General features: G+C 72.1%; 14 protein-coding genes and 1 tRNA gene. 10 read left to right on the forward strand and 5 right to left on the reverse strand.

Features of this window, described 5'->3' with window-relative positions; translation table 11 throughout:
- Window positions 1-1,443, reverse strand: a complete 1,443-nt coding sequence (locus tag ACQUSR_RS11925; RefSeq protein WP_431042554.1) for a sensor histidine kinase — start codon at window positions 1,441-1,443, stop codon at window positions 1-3.
- Between the two features lie 211 nt (window positions 1,444-1,654).
- On the opposite strand from ACQUSR_RS11925, the gene ACQUSR_RS11930 reads away from it, so the two are divergent.
- The 7 genes from ACQUSR_RS11930 to ACQUSR_RS11960 all read left to right on the forward strand — a co-directional run bounded on the left by ACQUSR_RS11930 (window position 1,655) and on the right by ACQUSR_RS11960 (window position 7,393).
- Window positions 1,655-1,730, forward strand: a tRNA-Gln gene (locus tag ACQUSR_RS11930).
- Window positions 1,731-1,836: 106 nt separating this feature from the next.
- The gene (glmU, locus tag ACQUSR_RS11935; protein WP_431042555.1) at window positions 1,837-3,291 is read left to right on the forward strand and encodes a bifunctional UDP-N-acetylglucosamine diphosphorylase/glucosamine-1-phosphate N-acetyltransferase GlmU; all 1,455 of its coding nucleotides are present in this window, start codon (window positions 1,837-1,839) and stop codon (window positions 3,289-3,291) included.
- An 82-nt stretch (window positions 3,292-3,373) separates the two neighbouring features.
- Entirely contained in the window at window positions 3,374-4,345 is a 972-nt protein-coding gene (locus ACQUSR_RS11940; protein ID WP_304463604.1) for a ribose-phosphate diphosphokinase, read from the forward strand.
- 257 nt (window positions 4,346-4,602) lie between these two features.
- Entirely contained in the window at window positions 4,603-5,193 is a 591-nt protein-coding gene (locus ACQUSR_RS11945; protein ID WP_431042556.1) for a 50S ribosomal protein L25/general stress protein Ctc, read from the forward strand.
- A 110-nt stretch (window positions 5,194-5,303) separates the two neighbouring features.
- Window positions 5,304-5,894 (forward strand): aminoacyl-tRNA hydrolase, encoded by a 591-nt coding sequence (gene pth, locus ACQUSR_RS11950; protein WP_431042557.1) that lies wholly within the window; start codon window positions 5,304-5,306, stop codon window positions 5,892-5,894.
- A 91-nt stretch (window positions 5,895-5,985) separates the two neighbouring features.
- Window positions 5,986-6,507 carry a hypothetical protein gene (locus ACQUSR_RS11955; RefSeq protein WP_431042558.1) on the forward strand — a complete coding sequence of 174 codons (522 nt, stop codon included), beginning with the start codon at window positions 5,986-5,988 and terminating at the stop codon, window positions 6,505-6,507.
- A 220-nt stretch (window positions 6,508-6,727) separates the two neighbouring features.
- Window positions 6,728-7,393: a hypothetical protein gene (locus ACQUSR_RS11960; RefSeq protein WP_431042559.1), complete on the forward strand. Its 666-nt coding sequence runs from the start codon at window positions 6,728-6,730 to the stop codon at window positions 7,391-7,393.
- Window positions 7,394-7,553: 160 nt separating this feature from the next.
- On the opposite strand, the gene ppc is transcribed toward ACQUSR_RS11960, so the two are convergent.
- Window positions 7,554-10,274 carry a phosphoenolpyruvate carboxylase gene (gene ppc / locus ACQUSR_RS11965; protein ID WP_431042560.1) on the reverse strand — a complete coding sequence of 907 codons (2,721 nt, stop codon included), beginning with the start codon at window positions 10,272-10,274 and terminating at the stop codon, window positions 7,554-7,556.
- A gap of 191 nt (window positions 10,275-10,465) precedes the next feature.
- On the opposite strand from ppc, the gene ACQUSR_RS11970 reads away from it, so the two are divergent.
- Entirely contained in the window at window positions 10,466-11,425 is a 960-nt protein-coding gene (locus tag ACQUSR_RS11970) for an acyl-CoA desaturase (protein ID WP_431042561.1), read from the forward strand.
- A gap of 36 nt (window positions 11,426-11,461) precedes the next feature.
- On the forward strand, window positions 11,462-12,163 hold the full coding sequence (locus tag ACQUSR_RS11975; RefSeq protein ID WP_431047519.1) for a TetR family transcriptional regulator: 702 nt from the start codon (window positions 11,462-11,464) through the stop codon (window positions 12,161-12,163).
- A gap of 70 nt (window positions 12,164-12,233) precedes the next feature.
- Here ACQUSR_RS11975 and ACQUSR_RS11980 read toward each other — a convergent pair whose 3' ends face one another.
- The gene (locus tag ACQUSR_RS11980) at window positions 12,234-13,055 is read right to left on the reverse strand and encodes a trans-aconitate 2-methyltransferase (protein WP_431042562.1); all 822 of its coding nucleotides are present in this window, start codon (window positions 13,053-13,055) and stop codon (window positions 12,234-12,236) included.
- 131 nt (window positions 13,056-13,186) lie between these two features.
- Between ACQUSR_RS11980 and ACQUSR_RS11985 the strand changes: the two genes are divergently transcribed.
- Window positions 13,187-13,684, forward strand: a complete 498-nt coding sequence (locus tag ACQUSR_RS11985) for a MarR family winged helix-turn-helix transcriptional regulator (protein WP_431042563.1) — start codon at window positions 13,187-13,189, stop codon at window positions 13,682-13,684.
- Here ACQUSR_RS11985 and ACQUSR_RS11990 read toward each other — a convergent pair.
- Together ACQUSR_RS11990 and galK are read right to left on the reverse strand one after the other, a co-directional pair.
- Complete coding sequence (locus ACQUSR_RS11990; protein ID WP_431042564.1) at window positions 13,643-14,467, reverse strand: LuxR C-terminal-related transcriptional regulator; 825 nt, start codon at window positions 14,465-14,467, stop codon at window positions 13,643-13,645. The two genes, ACQUSR_RS11985 and ACQUSR_RS11990, sit on opposite strands and share 42 nt — an antisense overlap.
- Window positions 14,468-14,745: 278 nt before the next feature.
- Complete coding sequence (gene galK / locus ACQUSR_RS11995; RefSeq protein WP_431042565.1) at window positions 14,746-15,939, reverse strand: galactokinase; 1,194 nt, start codon at window positions 15,937-15,939, stop codon at window positions 14,746-14,748.
- Between the last annotated feature and the right edge of the window lie 12 nt (window positions 15,940-15,951).

Genomic DNA, 15,951 nt, shown 5'->3' on the forward strand with positions numbered 1-15,951 from the left:
TCACCGGGGCTCCGCCCCGGGCCCCGCTCCTTGAACTCCCCCGGCCACCTCCCCCGGACTCCTCCCCCAGCGCGGCCGCTGGGCGGTGCCCCCAGGGGGACCCTCAGAGGTGCTCCCGGAAGGGCTGGGTTTTCCCGGTATCACCGCCGAGACCCGGAAGCCGCCGGTGTCCGTCGGGCCCGAGACGAAGCCGCCGCCGAGCGTCGCCACCCGTTCCCGCATCCCGATCAGGCCGTTTCCGCCGCTGGGCAGGTCCGCGTCCGCCGCGCACCGGTCCGACGGCCCGTTCTCCACCAGGACCGCGACCTCCGCGTCCCGGCGGGCCAGCCGGACCCGGGTCTCGGCGCCGGGCGCGTGCTTGTGCACGTTGGTCAGCGCCTCCTGGACCACCCGGTACGCGGCCTGTTCCACGCGCGGCGCGTACCGCCGCTCCTCCCCCTCCACCGACAGCTCGACGGCCATCCCGGCCGTGCGCGACTGCCCGACCAGCGCCTCCAGCTCCGCCAGGCTCGGCCCGCCCGCGGCCTCGTCCGCGGCCGCGGAGGCGGCCGCCGCCACCGACGCCAGGGGTGCGGGCCGGACCGGGCGGGCGGCCGCGGCGCCGGGCACGCCGTCCTCGGAGCGCAGCACCCCGAGCATCGTGCGCAGCTCGGTGAGGGCCTGGCGGCCCATGTCGCCGACGAGCCCGGCGTTCCTCGACGCCTTCTCCGGGTCCTTGAGCGCCACCGCCTGGAGGGCCGCCGCGTGCACCACCATCAGGCTCACCCGGTGCGCCACGACGTCGTGCATCTCCCGCGCTATCCGGGTGCGCTCCTCGTTACGGGCCCACTCGGCGCGCTCCTCGGCACGCTCGGCGAGCAGGGACAGCTCGCGCTCCAGGCCGTCGGCGCGCTCCCGCAGGCTCTCCACCAGGCGCCGCCGGGCGCCGACGTACAGACCGAGGAGTACGGGCGGGGCGGTGACGCCGATCGCCAGCAGCGCGACGAGCGGGGCCACCCACATCCACTGCTGGTTCCAGTCGCCCTCCATGTCCCGGTTGAAGGTGAACGTGGTGACGATCAACGTGGCGGCGAAGGACATGCCCAGGAGCACGGCCGTGATGCGGCGCGGAATGTCGGACGCGGCGAGGGTGTACAGACCCACGACGGTCAGCAGCAGGCCCATCTCGGCGGCCGTCACCGCGACGGATACCAGGACGACCGCGACCGGCCAGCGCCGCCGCAGCACCAGCGACGCGCCGACCAGGACGCCGAGGACGACCCCGAACGCCACGGGCAGCCGTGCGTCGCGTGCGAACAGAATGCCTTCGGCGCCGCATTCGGCCGCCGAGATCAGTGCCAGCGTGACGTCGAGGACGACACTTCTTCGCCGTGGCCACCACCACGGCCCCCGGGGCCTGCCAGCAGGCATGCCCTCCTCGACGGCTTCCCCCGTTCCGCTCATACGCACCAATGTACGACCGGCCGCCATCGGTTTTCGGGGGCGCACGGAGCGTGCGCGAACCGGACGCACGCCCTCCACGGGACGGACGTGGGGCGCGGCATGGACCAGGGGCACGGGCCGGGGGGCGTCGCGTCCGGGGCCGGAGGTACGGCATAGTAGGCATGGCCATCCCGGCGACAGGGCCAATTGTCCGGTTTGGCGCGCTTTGCAATCCCCTGTGGTGTAATCAGGCAGCACAGCGGTTTTTGGTGCCGTTTGTCAAGGTTCGAATCCTTGCAGGGGAGCCATCCTTCTACGGGTCCTGACCATCGGGTCGGGACCCGTCCTCGTTTCCGCCGAGGAACGCCCCGGTATCCTGCGGGTGTCCACCCCCGAAGCCGAAGGGCACCACCCGTGAGCGCCAACCGCCCGGCAGCCGTCGTCGTCCTCGCAGCGGGTGAGGGCACCCGCATGAAGTCGGCGACTCCCAAGGTCCTGCACCCCATCTGCGGCCGCTCCCTCGTCGGACATGTGGTCGCGGCCGCGCGCGCACTGGACCCCGAACACCTCGTCGTGGTCGTCGGACACGCCCGCGAGCAGGTCGCCGCCCACCTCGCCGAGGCCGATCCCGGAGTCCGCACGGCCGTCCAGGCCGAGCAGAACGGCACCGGGCACGCGGTCCGGATGGGCCTGGAGGAGCTGAGCGCCTCCGGCGTCGCCCTCGACGGCACCGTGGTGGTCGTCTGCGGCGACACCCCGCTGCTCACCGGCGAGACCCTCACGGCGCTCGCCGGCACCCACGCCGCCGACGGCAACGCCGTGACCGTACTGACGGCCGAGGTGCCCGACGCCACCGGCTACGGCCGGATCGTGCGCGGCGCGGACGGCGCCGTGACCGCGATCGTGGAGCACAAGGACGCCACCGAGGCCGAGCGCGCGATCCACGAGATCAACTCCGGGGTCTTCGCGTTCGACGCGCAGCTGCTCACCGACGCGCTCGGCAAGGTGCGCACCGACAACAGCCAGGGTGAGGAGTACCTCACCGATGTGCTGGGCATCCTGCGCGAGGCCGGGCACCGGGTCGGCGCCTCCGTCGCCGCCGACCACCGCGAGATCGTCGGGATCAACAACCGGGTCCAGCTCGCCGAGGCCCGCAAGCTGCTCAACGAGCGGCTGCTGCACCAGGCCATGCTGGCCGGGGTGACCGTCGTGGACCCGGCCACCACCTGGGTGGACGTCACCGTCACCTTCGGCGCGGACGCGCTGGTGCACCCGGGCACCCAGCTGCTGGGCGCCACCCACGTCGGCGCCGGCGCCGAGGTCGGCCCGAACTCCCGGCTCACCGACACCACCGTCGACGAGGGCGCCACGGTCAGCTTCACCGTCGCCGACAGCGCCGTGGTCGGCGAGGGCGCCTCCGTCGGCCCGTACGCGTATCTGCGCCCCGGCACCAGGCTCGGCCGCAAGGCCAAGGCGGGTACGTACGTGGAGATGAAGAACGCCGAGATCGGCGAGGGCACCAAGGTGCCGCATCTGTCCTACGTGGGCGACGCGACCATCGGCGAGTACACCAACATCGGTGCCGCGAGCGTCTTCGTGAACTACGACGGCGAGGCCAAGCACCACACCACGGTCGGCTCCCACTGCAAGACCGGCTCGGACAACATGTTTGTGGCTCCTGTCACGATCGGAGACGGCGCCTACACCGCCGCCGGCTCGGTCATCACCAAGGACGTACCCCCGGGTTCGCTCGCTGTCGCCCGAGGCCAGCAGCGGAACATCGAGGGCTGGGTGGCCCGCAAGCGCCCCGGAAGCGCTGCCGCCCAGGCCGCCCAGGCCGCCCGTCAGGACGACGACGGCGCGAAGTGACCGTGCGCGGGTGCGCCGTGCGGGGCGTACCGTAAAGAAGCGCATCAATAGCACATGAAGTGATACTCAAGGAGACTGTGCTGTGACCGGGATCAAGACGACCGGCGAGAAGAAGCTGATGCTCTTCTCCGGCCGCGCCCACCCCGAGCTGGCCGAGGAGGTCGCCCACCAGTTGGGCGTCAGCTTGGTCCCGACCAAGGCATTCGACTTCGCCAACGGCGAGATCTACGTCCGCTTCCAGGAGTCCGCGCGTGGCGCGGACTGCTTTGTGATCCAGAGCCACACGACCCCGATCAATCAGTGGATCATGGAACAGCTGATCATGATCGATGCGCTCAAGCGGGCCTCGGCGCGCAGCATCACCGTGATCGTCCCGTTCTACGGCTACGCCCGCCAGGACAAGAAGCACCGCGGCCGCGAGCCCATCTCGGCCCGGCTGATCGCCGACCTGCTCAAGACGGCGGGCGCCGACCGCATCCTCACGGTCGACCTGCACACCGACCAGATCCAGGGCTTCTTCGACGGCCCGGTCGACCACCTCTTCGCGCTGCCGGTCCTCGCCGACTACGTGGGCGCCAAGGTGGACCGCTCCAAGCTCACCATCGTCTCCCCGGACGCCGGCCGCGTGCGCGTGGCCGACCGCTGGTGCGACCGGCTCGGCGCCCCGCTGGCGATCGTGCACAAGCGGCGTGACCCGGACGTGGCCAACCAGGTGACCGTCCACGAGGTCGTCGGCGATGTGGAGGGCCGGGTCTGCGTCCTGGTCGACGACATGATCGACACCGGTGGCACCATCTGCGCCGCGGCCGACGCGCTGTTCGCCAACGGCGCCGCGGACGTCATCGTGACGGCCACGCACGGCGTGCTGTCCGGCCCGGCCGCCGACCGCCTGAAGAACTCCAAGGTCAGCGAGTTCGTGTTCACCAACACGCTGCCGACCCCCAACGAGATCGAGCTGGACAAGGTCACGGTGCTGTCGATGGCTCCGACGATCGCGCGCGCCGTGCGCGAGGTCTTCGAGGACGGCTCGGTCACGAGCCTGTTCGACGAGTAAGGCCGGTCCCGTGTCCGGCTTACGGCAACGGCATCCCACTGAGGCCACCCCGGATGCGGGGTGGCCTCAGTCGTGTGTCCGCCGTGCCTCGGTCGTGCGTCCGCAGTTGACAAGCGGGTGGGATAGAATCGGTGAGTTGCTCGGCGAGGGAGGCTGTGTCCGCACAGCTCATCCGTTATCGACGCGCTCTTCGTAGCAGGTCTGTCGTGGGCCGGGTGACGCCCACCAGATCGATCTTTCGACTACGAGGAGTGCTCATGGCTGAGGTCAAGATCTCCGCTGAGATCCGCAACGAGTTCGGCAAGGGCGCCGCGCGCCGCGCCCGCCGGGAGCAGAAGGTCCCCGCCGTCATCTACGGCCACGGCGCCGCCCCGGTCCACGTGAACCTGCCGGGCCACGCCCTGATGCTCGCGCTGAAGACCCCGAACGTGCTCATCGGCCTCGACATCGAGGGCAAGAACGAGCTCGTCATCCCCAAGGCCGTGCAGCGCGACCCGCTGAAGGGCTTCATCGAGCACGTCGACCTGCTGCTGGTCAAGCGCGGCGAGAAGGTCACCGTCGAGGTCCCGGTCCACACCGAGGGCGAGCTGGCCCCGGGCGGCAACCTGCTGGAGCACATCCTCAACGCGCTGCCGATCGAGGCCGAGGCCACCCACATCCCGGAGTCCGTCACGGTCTCCGTCGCGGGCCTGGACGCCGGTCACTCGGTGCTCGCCAAGGACATCGAGCTGCCCAAGGGCTCCACCCTGGCCGTGGATGAGGACGCCGTCGTGCTCCAGGTCGTCGCCGCCCAGGCCGAGGCCCCCGCGGAGGCCACCGAGGGCGAGGCCGAGGGCGCCGAGGCCTGACGCCTCCCGGGGTTCCGCCCCGCCTTCCGGGCCCTGCCCCGGAAACCCCTTCTCTGCCGCCGCCCCGCTCTCCGGAGCGGGGCGGCGGCACACGCACAGGAGAGCAGCAGATGAGCGACACCGCGAGCCCGTGGCTGGTCGTGGGACTGGGCAACCCCGGCCCCGAGTACGCCGCCAACCGCCACAACGTGGGCTTCATGGTGGCCGACCTGCTCGCGGAGCGGATGAGCGGCCGCTTCAAGGCGCACAAGGCGCGCGCGCAGGTGGTGGAGGGGCGGGTCGGCCCGCCGGGCCCCGCGAGCCGCCGGGTCGTCGTCGCCAAGCCGATGTCGTTCATGAACCTGTCCGGTGGGCCGACCACGGCGCTGCGCGACTTCTACAAGGTGCCGGTCGACCAGATCATCGCGGTCCACGACGAACTGGACATCGACTACGGCGCGCTGCGGCTGAAGCTGGGCGGCGGCGACAACGGTCACAACGGACTGAAGTCGATCACCAAGTCGCTGGGCCCCGACTACCTCCGCGTACGGTTCGGGATCGGGCGGCCGCCGGGCCGGATGGACGTCGCGGCGTTCGTCCTCAAGGACTTCTCCAGCACCGAGCGCAAGGAGCTGGACTACTTCGTGGACCGCGCGGCGGACGCCGTGGAGACGCTGATCGTCGACGGCCTCGAACGCGCCCAGAGCACGTACAACTCCTGAAATCCGGCCAGGCCCGACAAGCCGCGCAGGGCCCGCCGAACCATCCTCCCGAGGTTGACCCGGCCCTCGCCCATGGCCAAGGATCGCGGCCATGTCTTCCACGAGCGGAGCGCTCCGCTCCAAGCGGAGCCGTACGCGCCGCATGGGCGAGAGCGCCTACGGACTGCTGCTGCTCGCCAAGAACACGGCCGTGGCGCTCATCGCCCTCCTCATCGTCGCCGCGGGCGTGTGGGCCTCGTGGGGTACGGCGCAGCACGCCATGCTCACCAAGGGCCGCGAGCGGGGCACGCTCACGGTCCGCTCGTGCGGGGACGAGTGGTGCACCGGGTCGTTCACGCCGATCGGACACTCAGGAGAGCCGCGCGCCGCGCTGCGGGTCGACGCGGCGGTCGCGGACGGCGGCGGCGACCGGCTGCCGGTGGCGGTCAAGCCCGGCACCGACCAGGCCGTACGGACCGGGACGGCGGGCGTGCTGCACGCCTGGGTGCCCTTGGGCGGCTCGCTGCTGCTGGCGGCGGTGGTGCTGGCAGGCGGGCTGCGGATGCGGCGCACCGGATGGGGCATGGGGATCGCGGGAGCGGCGCTGCTGATCGCCTCGTTCGCGACGCTGTAGCCGCCGCGGCCGCGCACAGCACGTTCGACGCTTCGACGCTTCGACGCTTCGAGCCGTATCCGGAACGGCGCATTCACCGGATCGTTACCCGGGGTTATAGGGACAACTGCCCCCCAAAGCCGCGCATGCCTCGCAATCCCTGTTGACCAGCGGTCGGGCTGCCAGGAAGCTGAGCCGCCACCCCCCGACTTCCCCGTAGACACCGAAGTTGGTATCCCCCATGCGCACTCTCCCCGCGGCCTGCGCGGTCTCGGCCGCAGCGGTTTCCCTGCTGCTCGCGCCCGCCGCGTACGCGACCCCGCCCGGCGACAACGGCACCGTGAAGATCCACGATGCCGCGACCGGCGAGGAGCTCCGCAAGAACGAGCCCCATGTGTGCACCTTCTACCTCGACGCCTTCGGCTTCGACGGCCGCCAGCAGGCCGACTGGAAGATCGTCGAGATGCCGCCCACCGGCACGAAGGGCGCCGAGGCCAAGTCCGGCGCGATCACGCTGGACGACAAGGGGCACGGCCGCTCCACGGACCTCTCCCTGCCCGACGGCCACTACAAGCTGATCTGGAACTTCGACGGCGAGCACGGCAAGGCCAAGCACAAGGTCTTCTGGACCGACTGCGAGGGCAAGGACGAGGACGGCGCGACCACCGCTCCGTCGGCGTCCGCGTCGACGTCCGCGGGCCCGTCCGCGAAGCCGTCCACCCCGGCGACCCCGTCCGAGTCGGGCTCCGCGGCCGCCCCCGGCGCGTCCCCGTCCGCCTCCGCCGAGGCGGAGGACGGCAATCTCGCCGAGACCGGCGCCGGTTCCGCCGTCTGGGTCATCGGCGGCGCGGCCGCGGCGCTGCTCGTCGGCGGCGGCCTCCTCGTCCGCCGCATGTCCCGCGGCTGACCCGGGCGACCCGAACGCGCCCGGCAGCGGCGAAGCCCGCTGCCGCCGGGCCCCGGAACATCGCCGGCGGCGCAGCTCGCCGGCGACCGGGGCCCGGGGCGCAGCCCCGGAATACACCTCTGCCCCCAGGGGCAGAACACCACGGCGCCCGACCGGGAGGTCACCCCGTGTTGCGCAGGCCCGCCGCCACGCCGTTCACCGTCAGCAGCAGGGTCCGGGCCAGCAGCGGGTCCGGCTCCTCGCCGTGCTCTCGCGCGCTGCGCTGCCGGTCCAGCAGGGCGACCTGGAGGTACGAGATCGGGTCGAGGTAGGCGTCCCGTACCCGCAGCGTCTGCTGGAGCACCGGGTTGGCGTCCAGCAGCTCCGCCTCGCCCGTGACGCGCAGCACCTCGCGCACCGTCAGCTCGTGCTCCGCCTCGATCACGTCGAAGACATGCCGCAGCGGCTCCGGCACCAGCGTCTCCACGTAGTGCCGCGCGATCCGCAGATCCGTCTTGGCGAGCGTCATCTCCACGTTGGACAGGAAGTTCCGGAAGAAGTGCCAGTGCTGGTGCATCTCGTCCAGCACCCCGTCGAGTCCGGCCTCGCGCGCCGCCTTCAGTCCCGAGCCGACGCCGAACCAGCCCGGCACGATCTGCCGCGACTGGGTCCAGCCGAAGACCCACGGGATGGCCCGCAGGCCGTCCAGGCCCGCGCCCGAGTCCGGGCGGCGGGACGGGCGGGAGCCCAGGTGGAGCTCGGCGAGCTGGTCCACCGGGGTGGCGGCGAAGAAGTAGGCGGGCAGGTCCGGGTCCTCGACCAGCCGCCGGTACGCGCCGTGCGCGGCCTCGGAGACCGTCTCCATCGCCGCGTCCCAGCGGGCCAGCGCCTCGTCGGACTGGCGCGGCGCGGTGTGCAGCGCGGACGCCTGGAGGGTGGCGGCGACGGTCAGTTCCAGGTTCTCCCGCGCCAGCGCCGGGACCAGGTACTTGTCGGAGATGACCTCGCCCTGCTCGGTGACCTTGATCTCGCCGTCGAGGGTGCCCCACGGCTGGGCGAGGATCGCGTCGTGGGTGGGGCCGCCGCCGCGGCCGACGGTGCCGCCGCGGCCGTGGAAGAGCCGCAGCCGCACGCCGTGCCGGTGTGCGACGTCGCGCAGCAGGCGCTGGGCGCGGTGGATCTCCCACTGGCTGGTGGTGATGCCGCCGAACTTCGACGAGTCGCTGTACCCGAGCATGACCTCCTGGACATCGCCGCGCAGGGCGACCAGCCGCCGGTAGGAGGGGTCGGCGAGCATCTCGTCCAGCAGCCGGTCGGCGATCCTCAGCTCGTCCGTGGTCTCCAGCAGCGGCACGATGCCGATCTTCGCCCAGCCCGCGTGCAGGTCGATCAGACCGGCCTCGCGGGCCAGCACGGCGGCCGCGAAGACATCGTCCGCGCCCTGGCACATGGAGATGATGTACGACTCCACGACCTCGGGGCCGAACCGTTCGAAGGCTTCCCTGACGGTGTGGAAGACCCCGAGGGTCTTGGCTCCGGCGGCGTCCAGCGGCGCGGGGGACGGCGCGAGGGGGCGGCGCGAGCGCAGCTCCTTGGCGAGCAGCTTGCGGCGGTAGTCGCGCGGCATGTCGGCGTACCGCCAGGACTCCTCGCCGAGCCGGTCGAAGAGCTGCCCGAGCGCGTGGTGGTGGGCGTCGGCGTGCTCGCGTACGTCCATCGTGGCGAGCTGCAGGCCGAAGGCGGCCAGGGTGCGGACGGTCCGCTCGACGCGGCCGTCGGCGATCAGCTCGCCCCGGTGGGCGCGCAGCGACTGCTGGATGAGGACGAGGTCGGCCAGGAGTTCGCCGCTGCCGAGGTAGTCGCGGCCCACCTGGTGCGGGGTGCCGTTCGCCAGCCGCTCGCGGGTGTTGACCAGCTTCTGCCGTACGCAGGTGGCCTTGAGGCGGTACGGCTCCTCGGCGTTGAGGCGCTTGTAGCGCGGGCTGATCTCCGGCAGCAGCTCCAGGTCGCGCTGGAGGGAGGAGAGCAGTTCCTCGGTGGCGCCGCTGTTGCGGATGGAGTTGGACAGGGCGGCGCGCAGGTCGTCCACGGCGGCCAGGGCGTCGGTGATGCCGTGCTCGTGCTGGAGGATCAGCACCTCCCAGGTCACCTCGGGGGTGACGTTGGGGTTGCCGTCGCGGTCGCCGCCGATCCAGGTGCCGAAGGTCAGCGGGCGGGTGCCGGCGGGCAGCGGGACCCCGACGCGCTCCAGTTCGGCGCTGAGGTCCTCCAGGACGTCGCCGACGGCGTTGGCGTGCAGCTCGTCCAGGTAGTAGATCGCGTTACGGGCCTCGTCGGCGGGCTCGGGCCGGGCGACGCGCAGCTCGTCGGTCTGCCACAGCAGGTCGATGTTCTCCGCGAGCCGCCGCTGGGTGCGGCGGGCGTCGTCGCCCGCGGCGAGCCCGTCCAGCAGGGCGGCGATCCGGCGCAGCTTGTTCAGCACGCTGCGGCGGGCGGCCTCGGTGGGGTGGGCGGTGAAGACCGGCCGCACGTTCAGGTGCTCGACGGTCTGCCTCAGGTGCTCGGGGTCGGCGTCCTTGAGCTGGTCGGCGGTGCGGGCGAGGAGGCCGCCCTCGGCGGCGCGCCGGGCGTGCAGTTCCCGCCCGCGGTGCACCTGCTCGGTGACGTTGGCCAGATGGAAGTAGGTGGAGAAGGCGCGGACGAGCTTGGCGGCGGTCTCCAGGTCCGTGGAGCCGAGCAGCCCGGCGGCGGCCTCACCATCCGTACGGGTGAGTGCGCGGACCCGCTCGACGAGGTCGAGTAGCTCGGGTCCCTCCTGGCGGACCAAGGTCTCACCGAGCAGGTCGCCCAGCCGGCGGATATCGGCGCGCAGGGCGGCGTTGGTGTTGTCGGCACTGCTCACAGGTGCGGCTCCTTGCGGGAAATGAGCACATCTGGCGGGGTGCGGACCGCGCTGTCCGACGCCCCCCAGGATAGGTGGCGGGCGGCGCGCAGATGGCACAGCCCTCTTGCCCGGTCTCCGAGCCCTGCCATACTTACGTCGCCGTAGGTTACGGAACCGTAGCCGTCCCCCCGAGCCCCCTGAGGGAACCCATGACTGCAAGCCCCGACGTCGTCGAGGACGCGCCGAAGGCGCAGGAGACCCCGTTTCCCTCCGCCACTCTCGGCGGCGACAGCAAGCGGTCCGTCGAGCAGATCACCCTGCTGCTGTTCATCGTCGTCCCCTTCGTCGCGCTGGCCGCGGCGGTCCCCCTCGCCTGGGGCTGGGGCGTCAGCTGGCTGGATCTTGCCCTGATGACCGCCATGTATTACATCGGCTGCCACGGCATCACGATCGGCTTCCACCGCTACTTCACGCATGGCTCGTTCAAGGCGAAGCGGCCGCTGCGGATCGCGCTGGCCATCGCCGGGTCGCTGGCGGTCGAGGGGCCGCTGGTGCGCTGGGTGGCCGACCATCGCAAGCACCACAAGTTCTCCGACGCCGAGGGCGACCCGCACTCGCCGTGGCGGTTCGGCGAGACGGTCCCGGCCCTGATGAAGGGGCTGTGGTGGGCGCACATCGGCTGGATGTTCGACGAGGAGCAGACCCCGCAGCACAAGTACGCGCCGGACCTGATCAAGGACGACGCGATCCGGAGGGTCTCCCGGCAGTTCGTGCTGTGGACGGTGGTCTCGCTGATGATCCCGCCCGTGATCGGCGGGCTGGTGACCTGGTCCTGGCAGGGCGCGGCAACCGCGTTCTTCTGGGGTTCACTCGTGCGGGTGGCGCTGCTGCACCATGTCACCTGGTCGATCAACTCGATCTGCCACGCGGTCGGCAAGCGCCCGTTCAAGTCGCGCGACAAGTCCGGAAATGTCTGGTGGCTGGCGGTGCTGTCGTGCGGCGAGTCGTGGCACAACCTCCACCACGCCGACCCGACCTGCGCGCGCCACGGCGTGATGAGGGGGCAGCTGGACTCCAGCGCCCGGATCATCCGCTGGTTCGAGAAGGCGGGCTGGGCGTACGACGTGCGGTGGCCCAGCGAGGCCCGCATCGACGCCCGGCGCAAGTAAGGGCACCGCATGGGGGTGCCCACGGCGGGGGGAGGCATGATGGACGACGTGGCGATCGAGAACGGCAGAAGCAACGGCGGCAAGCAGCGGGAACGGTCCGCGGCCACGGGGGGCCGACGCGCCCGCCGGGTGCGGATGACCGGCAAGGAACGCCGTGAGCAGCTGCTGGACATCGGTCGGGCCCTGTTCGCCGAGCGGGGTTTCGAGGGCACCTCGGTGGAGGAGATCGCGGCCAAGGCCGGGGTCTCCAAGCCGGTGGTGTACGAGCACTTCGGCGGCAAGGAGGGGCTGTACGCGGTGGTGGTCGACCGCGAGATGCGGCAGCTCCTCGACATGGTCACGGGAGCGCTGACCGCGGGCCACCCGCGGGAGCTGCTGGAGCAGGCGGCGTTCGCGCTGCTGGACTACATCGACGAGTACACCGACGGGTTCCGGATCCTGGTCCGGGACTCCCCCGTCGCCCAGTCCACCGGCACCTTCGCCTCGCTGATCAGCGACATCGCCACCCAGGTCGAGGACATCCTGGGCCTGGAGTTCAAGGCCCGCGGCTTCGACGCGAAGCTGGCGCCGCTGTACGCGCAGGCGCTGGTGGGCATGGTCGCACTGACCGGCCAGTGGTGGCTGGACGTCCGCAAGCCCAAGAAGGCCGAGGTGGCGGCGCACCTGGTGAACCTGGCCTGGCACGGGCTCGACGGCCTGGAGCCGAAGCCGCGCCTGGTCGGCCACCGCCGCAGCTGACCGGAGGCCGGGCGGGCTCGGGGCCCGTCCGGCATCCTGGTCCCGCGTTCCCTCTCTACACGTTCTCCGTTCACGCGTTCTCTCTGCGGGCCACGACGAAGATGCGCCGGAACGGGAAGGGTGTGCCGTAAGGACCGGCGGGATACGCCTTGCGCAGCAGGTCCCGGTATTCGGCGAGGAACTCCTCGGTCGCCTCGGGGTCGTCGCGCAGCGCGGTGAGGACCGGGCGCAGGGCGGTGCCCTTGACCCAGTCCAGGACCGGGTCCTCCCCCTCCAGCAGCTGGACGTACGTGGTCTCCCACACGTCCACCGCGCAGCCGAGCGCCGAGAGCCGCTCCAGATAGTCGACCGGGGCGAGGATGTGGACGAAGCGGCTCCCGTGGCCGCCCAGCCGGTCCCGCCATGGGGGGCTGTCGCACAGCTCGCCGAGCAGCGCGTGGCTGGGGGAGGTGAAGTTGCCGGGGACCTGGAAGGCGAAGGTGCCGCCGGGGACCAGGGCGTCCACCCACGCGGGGAAGGAGTCGGCGTGGCGGGGCACCCACTGGAGCGCGGCGCTGGAGACGATCAGGTCGTACGTCTCGTCCGGCACCCAGTGCGCGGCGTCGGCGAACCGGAAGTCCAGCCACCCGCCGCCGGGGGTGCGCCCCGCGCGGGTGCCGGCCTCCGCCAGCATCTCGGCGGAGTTGTCGAACCCGGTGATCAGGGCGTCGGGCCAGCGGTCGGCGAGCAGGGCGGTGACGTTGCCGGGGCCGCAGCCGAGATCCGCGATCCGGGCGGGGCGGCTGGCGGCGGGCAGCTGTGGCACGCGGGCCAGCAGGTCATGGAAGGGGCGGGTCCGGTGGGTGGCGTGCCGTAGGTATTGGTGTGGGTCCCAGTGCGGAGCGGTGTGCATGGGTCGAGCCCCCTAGCGAAGTGCGGTAGATCCGGGGTGGAGCTGTGCTCCCGCTTCGATGCCCACCATCACGCTTTCTATCTCTTGACGTCAAGAGACTTCATGTCGACAGACCTACTACACTGATCTCCATGGAGGACGAGGTCGATCGGCTGGTCGCAGCATGGCGCCGCGAGCGCCCTGACCTCGACGTGGAGCCGCTGGAAGTACTGAGCCGGGTCAGCAGGCTCGCCCGCCATCTCGACCGGGCCCGAAGGCTCGCGTTCGCCGAGCACAACCTGGAGCCGTGGGAGTTCGACGTCCTGACCTCCCTGCGCCGCGCGGGGGCTCCGTACCAGCTCTCACCCGGGCAGCTGCTCACCCAGACGCTGGTCACCTCGGGCACCATGACCAACCGCATCGACAGGCTGGCGAAAAAGGGCCTTGTGGAGCGACTGCCCGATCCCAGCGACCGGCGGGGCGTGCTGGTCCGGCTCACCCCCGAGGGACGCGACCGCGCCGACCAGGCACTGGCCGGACTACTGGCTCAGGAACGGGCGATCCTGAGCGAACTGACCCAGGCCCAGCGGGCCGACCTGGCCGGCCTGCTACGCCAGTTGACTGCCCCGTTCGACAACATCCCCGGCTGAGTCCAGGTCGACGGGCCCGACGCCCGCCCGGCGGGCCAGCGCGACGGCGGCCAGCGTGGAGTGCACCCCGAGCTTGCCGAGCACGTTCTGCATGTGCGTACGGACGGTGTGCGGGGAGAGGTAGAGACGCTCGGCGACCGCCTTGCGGCCCAGCCCCGCCACCATGCAGCGCAGCACCTCGCGCTCACGCGGAGTCAGCGACTCCACCAGCCGCTCGCTCTCGGTGCGGTGCTTGCGGGCCGCGGTCAGCTCCCGCAGCACCCCGGTGAGCAGGGCGGGCGGCAGATGCGTCTCATCGCGCAGAACACCTCGGATGACCGCGAGCAGCCGGGAGAGCGACGAGTCCTTGGCGACCCAGCCGCAGGCCCCGGCCTGGAGCGCCGCCGCGGCCCGGCGGGCGTCGTCGCGCTCGGCCAGCACCACCGCGCGCGCCCCGGGGTGCGCCGAGCGCACCGCGCTGACCAGGGCGATCCCGTCCGCCGCGGGCGGGCTCGCGGGCAGGGCATCCGCGGGGCGCGGGGTGGGTGCACCCCTGGGGGCACCTCCGGGGGCCGTGCTGAGGGAGGGAAGGGCCGGAGCCGTCACCGCGCCGCCCAGGTCGGCGTCCACCAGCGCGACGTCGAAGCGGCGCCCCTCGGCCGCCCCGCGCTCCAGACAGCGCAGCGCGGCGGGCCCACTGCCCGCCGCCGCCACGTCGACGTCCTGCTCCGCCGCGAGGGCGGCGGCCAAGGACTCCGCGAAGATACGGTGATCGTCCACCACCAGTACCCGGATACGTGTCACAGTCGCCCCCCAGGCGGCACCGGATGCGGGGCGGAGATCCTCGCCCCCTGATCAGACGTCGGCCCCCACCGACGCTGTGCCATGCGCGGTAGCCGCATGGCACAGACAGAGCGTACGGACGGGGTGCGGCCACAGAAGCGAAACGACGAAAGTGCCCACCTCGCCCGTTCACGGTGGGGTTAGTGTTCCGCATCACGGCACCGGTCAATCAGGATTGACGGAATTCGATCGTGAACGGTGTTCTGCCGAGTGGGTGCGGCGGCGGGCCGCCGCACCCCTCACAGCAGGCGGCGAGCCCCTTCGGAGGGCAGCGCGGCGAAAAGCCGCGGGGGGCGGTAACCGGCCGCCGCGAAGGCCCTGTTCACCGCCGTGGAGACCCGTTCCACGTCCTCCTCCGCCACCAGCGCGATCGCCGAGCCGCCGAATCCGCCGCCGGTCATCCGAGCGCCCAGCGCGCCCGCCGCGGTCGCCGCCTCGACGACCAGATCCAGCTCCGGGCACGAGATTTCGAAGTCGTCCCGGCACGAGGCGTGTCCGGCGGTCAGCAGCGGCCCGATGGCCCGGACGGCACCCCCGTCCAGACGGGCGACGGCCTCTTCGACCCGTCGAATCTCGGTCACCACATGCCGGACGCGGCGCAGCGTGACAGGGTCGTCGGCCAACTCGGCGAGCACGGAATTCAGATGCGCGTACGGCACGTCACGCAGGGCGCGTACCCTGAGCGCCCGCGCGCCCGCCTCACAGGAGGCGCGCCGGTCCGCGTACGCGCCGTCCCCCAGCTCGTGCTTGACCTGGGTGTCGATCACCAGCAGCCGCAAGCCCTCGGCCGCCGGATCGAACGGGACCTGCCGCATCCGCAGGTCGCGGGTCTCGAGGAAGAGCGCGTGCCCGGCGGTGCAGCAGGCCGACGCGGTCTGGTCCATGATCCCGCAGGGCACGCCCACGAAGGCGTTCTCCGCGCGCTGGCACAGCCGCGCGATCGACCGCGAATCGAGCCCGAGCCCGTACAGATCGTTCAGCGCGGCGGCCGTGGCGACCTCCAGCGCGGCGGAGGAGGACAGCCCGGCGCCGGTGGGCACGGTGCTGTCGAGGTGCAGATCCATCCCGCCCACGGCCAGTCCGGCGTCCTTCAAGGCCCACACCACGCCCGCCGGGTAGGCCGCCCAGCCTCCCCGGTCGCCTCCCGCGCCGCGCGCCGCGGCCGGGTCCAGCTCGGCGACCCGCAGTTCGACGGTCCCGCCCGGCACGGCACCGGAGTGCAGCCGCAGCACGCCGTCCGCGCGCGGTGCGGCGGCGGCGAGCGTGGTGTGCGGCAGCGCCAGCGGCATCACGAAGCCGTCGTTGTAGTCGGTGTGCTCGCCGATCAGGTTGATCCGGCCGGGCGCCCCCCAGACGCCCGCGGGCGCCGCCCCGTACACCTCCCGGAAGGCGGCGGCGGCGCGCCCGGGGCGCGGCTCCTCGGCGTCGGTCATCCGGTCTCCTCG

It is taken from the genome of Streptomyces sp. P1-3 (assembly GCF_050613155.1).
GTDB lineage: Bacteria > Actinomycetota > Actinomycetes > Streptomycetales > Streptomycetaceae > Streptomyces.